Raw genomic sequence first — 12,588 nt, 5'->3', positions numbered from 1 at the left:
AGCGTGGCGCTCTTGATGGAAGCGTTGTCGTGTTCTGCAATAACGAGGGATGTCATGTCTGCGAATTCCTTTAGATGACCTTGGCTTCGTTCTTGAGCTTGCTGACCAAGGTCGCCACATCGGGCACCTTCACGCCAGCACCGCGCTTGGCGGGCTCGGCCACCTTGAGCGTCTTCAGGCGCGGGGCGACATCCACGCCCAGCTCTTCAGGCTTGACCGTGTCCAGCTGCTTTTTCTTGGCCTTCATGATGTTGGGCAGCGTGACGTAGCGCGGCTCGTTCAGGCGCAGGTCGGTGGTGATGACGGCCGGCAGGCTCAGGGCCAGGGTTTCCAGGCCGCCGTCCACTTCACGGGTCACGTTGACCTTGTCGCCAGCGACTTCGACCTTGGAGGCGAAGGTGGCTTGCGGCAGGTCGGCCAGGGCCGCCAGCATCTGGCCGGTCTGGTTGGCATCGTCGTCGATGGCCTGCTTGCCCAGGATGATCAGGCCGGGCTGCTCCTTGTCCACCAGGGCCTTGAGCAGCTTGGCGACGGCCAGGGGCTGCAGTTCCTCGGTGGTCTCCACCAGGATGCCGCGGTCGGCACCGATGGCCATGGCCGTGCGCAGGGTTTCCTGGCACTGGGCCACGCCGCAGGAGACGGCGATGACTTCGGTGGCCACGCCCTTTTCCTTGAGGCGAACGGCTTCTTCGACGGCGATTTCGTCAAAGGGGTTCATGCTCATCTTGACGTTGGCGATGTCCACGCCCGTGCCGTCCGACTTCACGCGGACCTTCACGTTGTAGTCCACCACGCGCTTGACCGGGACCAAAACCTTCATTGCAGCGGCTCCTGATTGATTGATAGATTGACGTTTACGTAAACCGAAATCATTGTATGCGGCGCTGCAGCAGCTGAGGCAGGTTTCCCTGACGGCCGAGGGCCGCATGCGCGCTCACAAAAAAGAACGATCGTGCCATTTTAAGCACGACCCTTGAGATTTCCTGCAGGGGAACAGCCTGAACTCAGGGTATGCACCTAGGAATAATCCTAGCTGCTTTTCTCTGCTGCCTGGGCCGCCACGCCCACGCGTTCGGTGATCTGTACCACCTGCCTGGGGACCGGCAGGCTCACGCCTGCGGCACGCAGGCCGCGCAGCACGGCGAGGTTGACCTCGGAGCGCACATTGCCCTGGCCATTTTGCGGGTCGTTGATGTAGTAGCTGAGACTGAACTGCAGGCCCTGCTCCACAAAGTCGACCAGAGCCACCGAAGGCGCGGGCGTCTTGAGCACGCGCGGCTGCGCGGCTGCGGCTTCGAGCAGGATGCCGCGCACCTGCTCCACATCGCTGTCCATGCCCACGACGATGTTGGTGGACAGGCCGAACTTGACGTCGAATCCGGTGAGGTTCTCCACACGCTGGGTGATCAGCGTCTCGTTGGGCACGATGGATTCGCGGCCGTTGAGCGCGCGGATGATGGTGTAGCGCGTGCGGATATCAGTGATGCGGCCCTCGAAGCCGTCCACGCGCACGTTGTCGCCGATGCGCAGCGCACGCTCGATCAGCACCAGAAAGCCGCTGACGTAGTTGGAGGCGATCTTCTGCATGCCGAAACCCAGGCCCACGCCGATGGCGCCGCCCATGACGGACAGCGCCGTCAGGTCCACGCCCACCATGGACAGCGAGACCAGCAGGCCCACCAGGATCAGCACGCTGCGCGTGATGTTCATGGCCACCTTGCGCATGGACAGGTCGCTGACCCACTGGTTGATGACCTTCTGCTCGAACAGCGTGGACAGCCAGAGCACGGCCACCATCATCAGCCCCGCCGACAGCGTGCCCTCGATCAGGTTGAGCAGGCTGACCGGCGTCTTGCCGATGTTGAACTGCAGGGCCTCCAGCTCCTCCATGACCTGCGGCAGCAGGCCGATGCTGTGCAGCACCGCCGCGCCCCAGGCCAGCCAGGAAAAAATGCGCTCGATCAGGCGCACCACGGTGGAGTGGGGGAAGGTCCGGCTGAGCACCCGCGCCACGAAGCGGATCACCGACAGGGACACCAGCAGCGACACGGCCACGCGCAACCAGAACACCGTGGAAAACCGCGCCAGGATCTCCTGGCTGGTGAAGACCAGCACCAGCGCCAGCAGCGGGAACAGTGCGCCATCGAGCGCATGGCGGCCAATCCATACGGAGGGCTTGCCATCGTTGAGATGGCCGTAGCGCGCATGCAGGCCGCGCATGGCGCCATAGGCCAACAGCAGGCAGCCGATGAGAACGGAGAACTCCAGCCAGGCGCTGGAGCTTTGGAAGTCGTTGATGAGCTTGTCGAAGATATCCATGGATCAGGGCCGTTCCGCCGCAAGGGCGCAGGCCGCCATCATCGCGCAGATCCAGGACAGGCCAACCGGACCGGGGCCTACATGCAGGTCGGTCAGCGGCCCGTCTTCCAGGCCGGTTCGCGCTTGGCGGCGAAGGCCTGGGCGCCCTCCTGGGCGTCGGCATCCATCATGTTGGCGGCCATGGTCTGGCCGGCCAGCTGGTAGGCGGCCTCGATGCCCATCTCGCGCTGGCGGTAGACCAGGGCCTTGCCCATGGCCACGGCCGCGCGGGGCTTGCTGACGATGGACTGCACGAAGTGCTCCACCGCATCGTCCAGCGCCTGCTCGGCCACCACGCGGTTGACCAGGCCCTGGTCCAGCGCCTGCTGCGCGTCGATGAAGTCACCCGTGAGCAGCATCTCCATGGCCTGCTTGGCCGGCACATTGCGCACCAAGGGCACGCTGGGCGTGGCACAGAACAGGCCATAGTGGATGCCACTGGTGGCAAAGCGTGCCGCCTGCGCAGCAACGGCCAGATCGCACTGGGCCACGAGCTGGCAGCCCGCCGCCGTGGCAATGCCGTGCACGCGCGCGATCACGGGAACGGGCAGCCGGTGGATGGACAGCATCATGCGGCTGCACTGGGCGAACAGCTTCTGGTAGTAGTCCAGCTGCGGATGGGCCGCCATGTCCTTGAGGTTGTGCCCCGCGCAAAAGGCCTTGCCGGCCGCAGCCAGCACGACCACGCGCACGGACTCGTCGCGCGCCACGTCGTCCAGCGCCTGCTGCAGCTGCGTGAGCATCTGCTCGCCCAGGGCATTGAAGCGCTGCGGGTCGTTGAGCGTGAGGCGCACGACGCCGCGCGCGTTGCGCTGCACGTCGAGCAGGGGGCTGGCTTCAGGAGGATGGGTGCTCGCGTTCATGGTGCTCCAGATCCGGTTCAGAGGTCGGCCAGCACGCGCACGTGCGCTTCCACGCTGCGCGCAAGCGGCCCCATCACATAGCCGCCTTCCAGGCAGGAGACGATGCGCCCCTTGGAAAAGCGCCGCGCAATGTCCTTGATGCGCGAGGTGATCCAGGTGAAGTCCTGCTCGGTCATGCCCAGCTGGCCCATGTCGTCCTCGCGGTGGGCGTCGAAGCCGGCGCTGATGAAGATCAGCTCGGGCTTGAAGGCCTCCAGGCGCGGAATCCACATCATCTCGACGATTTCGCGGATGTCCATGCCCTTGGTATAGGCGGCCACCGGCACGTTGACCATGTTGGCGGCCGGATGCTGGTCGCCGCTGAAGGGGTAGAACGGATGCTGGAAGATGCCGCACATGAGCACGCGGTCGTCGCCGGAGAGGATGTCCTCCGTGCCGTTGCCGTGGTGCACGTCGAAATCGATCACGGCCACGCGCTTGAGGTGGTGGCGGCTGAGCGCGTACTTCACGCCCACGGCCACGTTGTTGAAGAAGCAAAAGCCCATGGCCTGGTGGCGCGTGGCATGGTGGCCCGGCGGGCGCACGGCGCAAAAGGCGTTCTCCAGCTCGCCGGCCATCACCGCATCGGTGGCCGCCAGCGCGGCGCCGGCCGCATGCAGGGCGGCCGAGAAGGTATGGCTGTTGATGGAGGTGTCGGTATCGATCTGGGAGTACTCGGGGCCGCCGGCCTGCTGCTCCTCGACCAGGCGCTGTGTCAGGCCCTGCAGCGCGGCCACATGCATGCGGTCATGGGCCAGTTCGATGTCGGCCAGCGAGGCCTGGGGGGCCTCGTGCCGCTCCAGCGCATCGGCCACGCCGGTCACCAGCAGCCGGTCCTCGATGGCGTCGAGCCGGGCCGGGCATTCCGGGTGCCCCGGCCCCATCTCATGCCGCCAGCACTCCCTATGGGTGAAATAACCCGTCTTGCCCACAGTGATGTCTCCGCGATGTTTTTTTTAGGATAACGTCGCGCCATGCAAGCTACACACAAGATCAAGGCGCTTCTGGATCAGCTTAACACGGTGGTTGTAGGGAAGCCGGCTCAGGTCCGCGACAGCGTGGCCTGCCTGCTGGCCGGGGGACACCTGCTGCTGGAAGACGTTCCCGGCGTGGGCAAGACCACGCTGGCCCATGCGCTGGCGCACAGCTTCGGGCTGCAGTTCTCGCGCGTGCAGTTCACGGCCGACCTCATGCCCAGCGACCTCACCGGCGTGTCCATCTATGAGCGCAGCAGCGAGTCCTTCGTCTTCCATCCAGGTCCCGTTTTCGCCCAGGTACTGCTGGCCGACGAGATCAACCGCGCCAGCCCCAAGACACAGAGCGCCCTGCTCGAAGCCATGGAAGAGCGCCAGGTCTCGTCCGAAGGCCGCACGCACCGCCTGCCCGAGCCCTTCTTCGTGATCGCCACGCAGAACTCGCAGGAACAGCTGGGCACCTTCCCGCTGCCCGAAAGCCAGCTGGACCGCTTTCTGATGCGCATCAGCCTGGGCTATCCCGACCGCGCGGCCGAGCGCTCCCTGCTGTCCGGCAATGGCCGGCGCGCCCAGGCCGATGCACTGCTCCCGCTGCTGGCCACGGACGAGCTGCAGCAGTTGCAGGCCGCCGTGCTGCAGGTCCATGCCAGCGATGCCTTGCTCGACTATGTGCAGGACCTGCTGGAGGCGACGCGCTCGGGCCAGTGGTTCGTGCAGGGCCTGTCGCCTCGCGCGGGCATTGCGCTGCTGCGCGCGGCCAGGGCGGTGGCCCTGATGGAGGGGCGCGACTACGTGGCGCCCGACGATGTGCAGGCCATCCTGCCGCAGACGGCCGCCCACCGCCTGGTGCCCATAGGCTCCAGCGGCCGGGGTGCCGTGGAGCAGGTGCGCGCCATGCTGGACGCCGTGGCGCTGCGCTGATGCCGGCCGCTCCCGCGTCCTCGCCCGGCGCCGCCCAGCCGGGGGCACCGCTGCGCCAGCGCTGGTCTCCTGCGCGGCGCGTGCGCCAGTGGTGGCATGCCCGCCTGCCGCGCACCGACAGCCTCAGGCTGACCCAGCGCAATGTCTACATCATGCCCTCGCGCGCAGGCTGGGCCCTGGCGCTGACGCTGTGCGTGCTGCTGGTGGCGGCCATCAACTACCAGCTCAACCTGGGCTACCTGCTGACCTTTTTGCTGGCCGGAAGCGCGGCTGCGGGCATGGTGGTCGGCCACGGCAACCTGCGCGGCCTGGCAATGCACCTGGTGCCGCCGGCCGGCAGCTTTGCCGGCCAGCCCTGCCGCTTCGACGTGGTGCTGCACAACAGCCGCCGCAGCACGCGCTGGGGCATAGGCCTGGCCGTGCAGGGCGATGTCCCGGTCACCGACTGGACCTGGATCGATGTACCGGCACAGGGCAGCACCACGGCACAGTTGGCCTTCACGCCGCTGCGCCGGGGACGGCAGCCGCTGCCCACGATCACGGCGGCCACCCGCTATCCGCTGGGCACCTTCCGCGTCTGGGCGCTGTGGCGCGCACAGACGCAGGCCTGGATCTACCCAGCGCCCGAGCACAATCCGCCGCCCCTGCCACCGGCCAGCGCCGATGCCGGCGGCCGCAGCGCGGCTGCCACGCGGCACGGCGACGAGTTCGACGGTGTGCGGGCCTACCGTCGCGGCGATCCGCTCAAGCTGGTGGTCTGGAAAAAGGCTGCACAGGCCTTTGCCACGGGCAGCAACCAGCTGGTGAGCCGCGACCGCCCGCTGTCCCAGCAGCACCGCCTGTGGCTGGATGCCAAGGCCACCGGCCTGGCCGACCCCGAGGCCCGCCTCAGCCGCCTGACCGCCTGGGTGCTGGCCGCGCGCCAGCAGGACCTGACCTGGGGCCTGCGCCTGCCCGACGGCCGCGAGATCGCCCCCGACCAGGGCCCGGCCCATGCCACGCTCTGCCTGGAAGCCCTGGCGGCCTGCCCATGAATCGCACGTCCATGCCCTCCTCCTTCCAAGCCATTGCGCAGCCTGCGGCCACTTGGCGCCAGCGCCTGGCCGCCCTGCCCCGCGATGCGCGCGACACCCTGTTCCTGCTGGCCGTGGTGGCCTGGGTGCTTATGCCCCAGGCCGCCCACACGCCCTGGTGGACCATGGTCTTCGTGGCCGGCCTGCTGCTGTGGCGCGCCCTGCTGGCCTGGCGCGGCCAGCCCCTGCCCGGCCGCTGGCTGCTGGGCGGACTGCTGCTGCTGGCCCTGGGCGCCACCTGGGTCTCGCACGGCACCTTTGTCGGGCGCGATGCGGGCGTGACGCTGATCGTGCTGCTGCTGGCGCTCAAGACACTGGAGCTGCGCGCCCGGCGCGACGCCATGGTGGTGTTCTTCCTGGGCTTCTTCGCGCTGCTGGCCAACTTCTTCTACTCGCAGTCCCTGCTGCTGGCCCTGGCCATGGTGCTGGGCCTGCTGGGCCTGCTCACGGCCCTGGTCAATGCCCACATGACCGCCGGCCGGCCGCCGCTGACCCAGGCGCTGCGCACGGCGGCCCTGCTGGCGCTGTGGGGCACGCCGGTGATGGTGGCGCTGTTCCTGTTCTTTCCGCGCATGGCCCCGCTGTGGGGCGTGCCGGGCAACGACCTGGCGGGCCGCAGCGGCCTGTCGGAGAACATGCGCGTGGGCTCCATGGCCTCGCTGGTGCTGGACGAAAACGTGGCCCTGCGCCTGCGTTTCGATACGCCCGATGGTGCTCCTCCGCCTGCCAACACCCTGTATTTCCGGGGACCCGTTCTGTCTCGCTTTGACGGACAGGAATGGCAGATGGACACGGAGGCCGTTCTGGAGGACGCGCAGTTGCGCGTCTCCGGCGAGGGCGTGAGCTACCAGATGACCATAGAGCCCAGCCGCCGCCCCTGGCTACCCCTGCTGGACGCCGCGGCCAGGACTCCCGAGCTCCCCCCAGGCATGGGCACCGCCCGCATGACGCCCCAGCTGCAATGGCTGACCTGGCGCCCCATCACCGACGTGGTGCGCATCAGCGCCCAAAGCCATGTGCAGTTCAGCTACGGCCCGCTCAAGCCCACGCGCGGCCTGCGCCGCTACACCCAGCTGCCCGAAGGCAGCAACCCGCGCACGCTGGAGCTGGCCCGGCAGATGCGCGCCGACCCGCAACTGGCCGATGCCGCGCCCCGTGCCTGGGTGCAGGCCGCGCTGGCGCGCCTGCGCACGGGCGGCTACACCTACACACTGGAGCCCGGCGTGGTGGATAGCGTGCACACGGCCGATGACTTCTGGTTCGACAGCAAAGAGGGATTCTGCGAGCACATCGCCTCCGCCTTCGCCGTGCTGATGCGCGGCATGGGCGTGCCTGCCCGCATCGTCACCGGCTACCAGGGTGGCGAGCGCAACCCGGTCGACGGCTACTGGACCGTGCGCAACGCCGACGCCCATGCCTGGACCGAGGTGTGGCTGGAGGATGAGGGCTGGGTTCGCATCGACCCCACCGGCGCCGTGGCCCCGTCGCGCGTGGGCGAGTTCCAGCGCCTGCGCGCGCCGCAGGGCGCCATCGCTGGAGCCATGGGCAACTTCGTGGGCGTGGGCATGCTGCAGCAGATGCGCGCCGTGTGGGAGGCCGTCAACAACGGCTGGAACCAGTGGGTGCTCAACTACACGCAAAGCCGCCAGCTGGACCTGCTCAAGAACCTGGGCGTGCAATCGCCCTCGTGGGTGGACATGCTGCGCCTGCTGGGCGCGCTGGCCGGCGTGGCTGCGCTGGCGTGGCTGGCCTGGATGGCCCGCGCCCAGCGCACCAGCCGCGACGAATGGCTGCGCCTCATGGACAGGACCCGCGCCCGGCTGCGGCGCATCGGCCTGGACGCCGACGCCAGCCTGCCCCCACGTGCGCTGGCAGCCCAGGTCATGGACCGCTGGGGCCGGGACGATGCCAAGGCGGCCCAGGCCCTTCACGACTGGCTCCTGGGCATGGAGCGCCAGCGCTACGCACGGCCATCCCCATCCCCATCCTCATCCGCACCCGACACCCCCGGCCTGCCCGCCCTGCGACGCCAATGGCGGGCGCTGGACTGGCCACGCAATCCGCAGCCACGGCCACAAGCCGCCGCTGCCGGCCCCACGACAAGCACACCATGACCAAGCAACGACTGATCCCCTGCGCCCTGCTGCTGCTCGCGGCCGCGGCCGTGCCCTGCGGCGCGCTGGCCGGCAAGCCGGCAGCCAGCCCTGCCGCCCAAGCCACGGCCAAAACCTCGGCTAAAGCCACGACCAAGTCCACGGTCAAACCTTCCACGAAAAAGCGCACGGCCGCTGCTGCCGCCGCCACGGCCGCTGGCGGCGCCGCCGTGGCCAGGACCGTGCAGGGCAGCACGCCCTACGGCGAACGGCCTGAAGCCATGCAGATGGCCGCCGACATTGCGCTGCGCCACGACCTGCCGGTGGACTGGGTGCGCGAGACCATCGCCCAGGCCCGCTTTCTGCCCCAGGTGCCGCGCCTGATGACGCCGGCCGTCCAGGGCACGGCCAAGAACTGGGGCGTCTACCGCAGCCGCTTTGTCGAGCCCGTGCGCATACGCGCCGGAACCCGTTTCTGGCAGGCCAATGCCGCCGCGCTGGCGCGTGCCGAAAAGCAGTACGGCGTGCCGGCCGAAATCATCGTCGGCATCATCGGCGTGGAGACCATCTACGGCCAGCAGATGGGCAACTTCCGCGTGATGGACGCCCTGGCCACGCTGAGCTTCGACTTCCCTGCCGCCCACCCGCGCGCTGCGGCGCGCACCGAGTACTTCCGTGGCGAGCTGGAGCAGTTCCTGCGCTTCACCCACCGTGCGGGCACGGACCCGTTCTCGCTGCGCGGCAGCTACGCAGGCGCCATGGGCATGGGCCAGTTCATGCCCAGCAGCTGGGTGAAGTGGGCCGTGGACTTTGACGGCGACGACCGCATCGACCTGTTCGGCAGCGCGGCCGATGCCATCGGCTCGGTGGCCAACTACTTTGTCGCGCATGGCTGGAAAAGCGGCATGCCCACCCACTACCCGGTGATCATGCAGGCCCAGGGCGCCGACCTGGCCGCCCTGCTGGCGCCCGACATCCTTCCCCAGTTCACGGCCGACGAGATGGCCGCACGCGGCGTGCAGTTGCCTGGCGACGGCGCCGCGCACCCGGGGCCGCTGGCCCTGGTCAAGCTGGAAAACGGCGCGCAGGGCCAGCCGCTGTACATCGCGGGCACGGAGAACTTCTATGCCATCACGCGCTACAACTGGTCCAGCTACTACGCGCTGTCCGTGATCGAACTGGGCCAGGAAGTCGCGGCAGCCATGGGCCGCTGATCCAGGCCATCCAAACCGTCGAGGCGGTCAGGGCCGGCGCATGCGGCACATCGCGGACTGCTCGGCACGCGCGGCCTCGATCTCTCGCACCACGCGGAAGCCGTAGCCCGAGCCTTCCACATCGAAGGGCACGCCTGGCGCCCCCTGCCTGTCCATGACGCCGACCACCAGCGCCTGCTGGAACTGGTGGTCGGCCGCGCGCATGCGGCCCCTGCGTCCGGCCAGGGTCACGTCCGCGCTTTCCAGCGCCTGCGCCACGGCAACGGTGTCCGTGCTGCCCGCGCGCGCCATGGACTGGGCCAGGGCCTCGATCATCAGCTGCATGCGCATGTGCACATAGTCATCGGCTGGCCTGGGAAAGCGCTCGCGGAATGCCTTGTAGAAGGCCTGGCTGTCGGGGCCCGGCACGTTGGGCAGCCAGTCGGCCACGGCCAGCACCTTGCCCACGCCGGCCTCGCCCAGGGCGGCGGGCGCGCCCAGCGCATTGCCGTAGAAGGTGTAGAAGCGGCCGTCAAAACCCGCCTCCCGCGCGGCCTTGACCAGCAGCATCAGATCGTTGCCCCAGTTGCCCGTGACCACGGCCTGGGCGCCGCTGGCCTTGATCTTGGCCGCATAGGGCGCAAAGTCCTTGACGCGCCCCACGGGGTGCAGCTCGTCGCCCACGATGGCCACATCGGGCCGCTGCGCGGCCAGCTGGCGCCTTGCCTCGCGCAGCACGGCCTGGCCAAAGCTGTAGTCCTGCCCGATCAGGTAGGCGTTGCGCACGGCCCCGTCCTCGCGCAGCACCTGCATCAGCGCGGCCATGCGCATGTCGGCATGGGCGTCGAAGCGAAAGTGCCAGAAGCTGCAGCGCTCGTTGGTGAGCGCGGGATCGACGGCCGAGTAGTTCAGGTACAGCACACGCCGGGTCGGATCGCGCTCGTTGTGCTTGGCAATGGCGTCGACCAGCACGGCGGCCACGGCCGATGAATTGCCCTGCATGACCACGCGCGCGCCGCCGTCGATGGCTGCGCGCAGCGCAGACAGCGCCTCCTCGTTCTGGCCCTTGCTGTCATGGCGTTCGATGGCCAGGGGCCGGGCGCCGCCCAGCGCAGCCGGCAGCAGCACACCGCCGCGCGCGTTCACGCGCTCGGCGGCCCACAGCAGGTTGCGGAACACGGCCTCGCCCGTGTTGGCAAAGGGGCCGGACAGGCTTTCGATCAGCGCCAGCCGTATCGGCTCGCCGCGCGGCGGCGACACGGGCCGGTCGTGTCCGCTTGACGCCCGGGCCAGCAGCGCGGGCGCCGCAAATAGCGCCATGGCGCCGCTTTTCAAGACCTTGCGGCGCAATTTATTCATGGCTTTTTCCTCTTGAAATGCGTTCAACACCGCTTAACTAGGCTCCATGCGGCGACAACTTCGATGAAGCCGCGCAGTTTATAGGAGCCAACCCACCATGATCTTCACGCCTGTTCTCCGCCGCAACGCCTTCGCTCCCCAAGCCGCCGATCTGGCCCTGCAGCGCTTCTTGCAAGGCACCCTGGGCAACGCGGCCCCTTCGCTCTCGTCGGTGCAGGTTCAGCGCGATGAAAAGGCCACGACCTTGCAGCTGGATGTGCCCGGCCTGTCCCGCGAGCAGCTGCAGCTGAGCATCGAAGGCGCCGTGGTCCGTCTGTCCAGCGTCGAGGGCGCGCCCCGCCAGGTGCAGCGTGCCTGGGAGCTGGACCATGAAATCGACACGGCCGCCAGCAGCGCCAAGCTGGAAAACGGCGTGCTCACGCTGTCCCTGGCCCGCCTGGAACCCCAGAGCAAGGCCACCATGCTGAGCATCCAGTAAGTCCGGTCACGGTCAGCGCGTTTGTGCACCCGGGCTGTCAACCATCCTTTCTTCCATCCTCTTGGCAAGGTGACAGCCCGTTTCCAGAGCCCGGCCCGCGCCGGGCTTTTTTTGCGCCCGCCGTGCAGGCCGGGCACGCGGCCCCGGACCATCAGGCCAGCGAATCGAGCGGCCAGCGCGGCTTGACGTCGAACGCGTAGTGCCTGTTCGCCATTTCGCGGCCTGCCTGCAGGCGCATGGCGGCGGCCATGGCGATCATGGCGCCGTTGTCGGTGCACAGGTGCAGCTCGGGGTAGTGCACGCGCAGCTTGCGCTTGGCACAGGCCGCATCCAGCTGGGCGCGCAGCAGACGGTTGGCGCCCACGCCGCCGGCCACGACCACGCGCTTCATGCCGGTCTGCTGCAGCGCCGCCAGCGTCTTCTTGACCAGCACCTCGACGATGGCCGCCTGCGTGCTGGCGGCCAGGTCGGCCTTGCGCGCCTCAAGGTCATCGCCCAGCTTCTTCGCCTGGGTCAGCACGGCCGTCTTCAGGCCGGCGAACGAGAAGTCCAGGTCGCCCGAATGCAGCAGCGGCCGGGGCAGCTTAAAGGCCTGCGCGTCCCCGCCCTCGGCCAGGCGCGAGAGCACGGGGCCGCCCGGATAGGGCAGGCCCATGAGCTTGGCCGATTTGTCGAAGGCCTCGCCGGCCGCGTCGTCGATGGTCTCGCCCAGGATGGCGTAGCTGCCCACGCCGTCCACGCGCATCAGCTGCGTGTGGCCGCCCGAGACCAGCAGGGCCACGAAGGGGAATTCGGGGGGATCGGCGCTCAGGAAGGGCGACAGCAGGTGGCCTTCCAGGTGGTGCACGCCCAGCACGGGCTTGTCCAGCGCCGCAGCCATGGCGCAGGCCACGCCCGCGCCCACCAGCAGCGCGCCGGCCAGGCCGGGGCCGCGCGTGAAGGCGATCACATCGACCTGGTCCAGCGTGCGGCCGGACTCGCCCAGCACGCTTTCGGTCAGCGGCAGCACGCGGCGGATGTGGTCGCGGCTGGCCAGCTCCGGCACCACGCCGCCATAGGCGCGGTGCATGTCGATCTGGCTGTGCAGCGCATGGGACAGCAGCCTGGGCACGCCCGTGCCATCGGGGGCCTCGACCAGGGCCACGCCGGTTTCATCGCAGGAGGATTCGATCCCCAGAATCAGCAAACTCATGGGACTGAAGTGTAGAACCTGCGGGCGCGGCGCACGGCCGCCCGC

The 12,588-nt window shown here is 68.7% G+C and carries 11 protein-coding genes; 5 read left to right on the top strand and 6 right to left on the bottom strand.

Annotation, left to right across the window (positions count from 1 at the left end; all coding sequences use genetic code 11):
• Positions 1 to 70: 70 nt before the first annotated feature.
• The 4 genes from ACF8O7_RS14900 to ACF8O7_RS14885 all read right to left on the bottom strand — a co-directional run bounded on the left by ACF8O7_RS14900 (position 71) and on the right by ACF8O7_RS14885 (position 4,144).
• Positions 71 to 820 (bottom strand): electron transfer flavoprotein subunit beta/FixA family protein, encoded by a 750-nt coding sequence (locus ACF8O7_RS14900; protein WP_012204310.1) that lies wholly within the window; start codon positions 818 to 820, stop codon positions 71 to 73.
• Between the two features lie 209 nt (positions 821 to 1,029).
• Positions 1,030 to 2,319, bottom strand: a complete 1,290-nt coding sequence (locus tag ACF8O7_RS14895) for a mechanosensitive ion channel family protein (protein ID WP_016449703.1) — start codon at positions 2,317 to 2,319, stop codon at positions 1,030 to 1,032.
• 92 nt (positions 2,320 to 2,411) lie between these two features.
• Positions 2,412 to 3,221, bottom strand: a complete 810-nt coding sequence (locus tag ACF8O7_RS14890; RefSeq protein ID WP_392443680.1) for an enoyl-CoA hydratase — start codon at positions 3,219 to 3,221, stop codon at positions 2,412 to 2,414.
• Between the two features lie 17 nt (positions 3,222 to 3,238).
• Entirely contained in the window at positions 3,239 to 4,144 is a 906-nt protein-coding gene (locus tag ACF8O7_RS14885) for a histone deacetylase family protein (RefSeq protein WP_049801441.1), read from the bottom strand.
• A gap of 90 nt (positions 4,145 to 4,234) precedes the next feature.
• Here ACF8O7_RS14885 and ACF8O7_RS14880 point away from each other — a divergent pair, with 90 nt between their 5' ends.
• From ACF8O7_RS14880 to mltB, 4 genes are read left to right on the top strand one after another with little or no spacing between them, the layout of a single operon-like run.
• Positions 4,235 to 5,155 (top strand): AAA family ATPase, encoded by a 921-nt coding sequence (locus ACF8O7_RS14880; protein WP_392443678.1) that lies wholly within the window; start codon positions 4,235 to 4,237, stop codon positions 5,153 to 5,155.
• Positions 5,155 to 6,189, top strand: a complete 1,035-nt coding sequence (locus tag ACF8O7_RS14875) for a DUF58 domain-containing protein (protein WP_392443676.1) — start codon at positions 5,155 to 5,157, stop codon at positions 6,187 to 6,189. The genes ACF8O7_RS14880 and ACF8O7_RS14875 overlap by 1 nt, the downstream gene beginning before the upstream one ends.
• Positions 6,186 to 8,342 carry a transglutaminaseTgpA domain-containing protein gene (locus ACF8O7_RS14870; protein WP_392443675.1) on the top strand — a complete coding sequence of 719 codons (2,157 nt, stop codon included), beginning with the start codon at positions 6,186 to 6,188 and terminating at the stop codon, positions 8,340 to 8,342. Before ACF8O7_RS14875 ends, ACF8O7_RS14870 begins: the two co-directional genes overlap by 4 nt.
• Positions 8,339 to 9,535 carry a lytic murein transglycosylase B gene (gene mltB / locus ACF8O7_RS14865; RefSeq protein WP_392443672.1) on the top strand — a complete coding sequence of 399 codons (1,197 nt, stop codon included), beginning with the start codon at positions 8,339 to 8,341 and terminating at the stop codon, positions 9,533 to 9,535. Before ACF8O7_RS14870 ends, mltB begins: the two co-directional genes overlap by 4 nt.
• Positions 9,536 to 9,562: 27 nt before the next feature.
• Here the strand turns inward: mltB and ACF8O7_RS14860 are convergent, their stop codons facing one another.
• Entirely contained in the window at positions 9,563 to 10,873 is a 1,311-nt protein-coding gene (locus tag ACF8O7_RS14860; RefSeq protein ID WP_392443670.1) for a branched-chain amino acid ABC transporter substrate-binding protein, read from the bottom strand.
• Between the two features lie 97 nt (positions 10,874 to 10,970).
• Between ACF8O7_RS14860 and ACF8O7_RS14855 the strand changes: the two genes are divergently transcribed.
• Complete coding sequence (locus ACF8O7_RS14855; protein WP_016449711.1) at positions 10,971 to 11,351, top strand: Hsp20/alpha crystallin family protein; 381 nt, start codon at positions 10,971 to 10,973, stop codon at positions 11,349 to 11,351.
• A gap of 151 nt (positions 11,352 to 11,502) precedes the next feature.
• Here the strand turns inward: ACF8O7_RS14855 and tsaD are convergent, their stop codons facing one another.
• Positions 11,503 to 12,543, bottom strand: a complete 1,041-nt coding sequence (tsaD, locus tag ACF8O7_RS14850) for a tRNA (adenosine(37)-N6)-threonylcarbamoyltransferase complex transferase subunit TsaD (protein WP_016449712.1) — start codon at positions 12,541 to 12,543, stop codon at positions 11,503 to 11,505.
• Positions 12,544 to 12,588: the final 45 nt, after the last annotated feature.

The sequence above is a fragment of the Delftia sp. WSY_16 genome (assembly GCF_043104415.1).
GTDB classification, from domain to species: Bacteria; Pseudomonadota; Gammaproteobacteria; order Burkholderiales; family Burkholderiaceae_C; genus Comamonas; species Comamonas tsuruhatensis.
The sequence above is the reverse complement of the archived record's forward strand: the minus strand, read 5'-3'. Positions and strand labels throughout refer to the sequence as shown.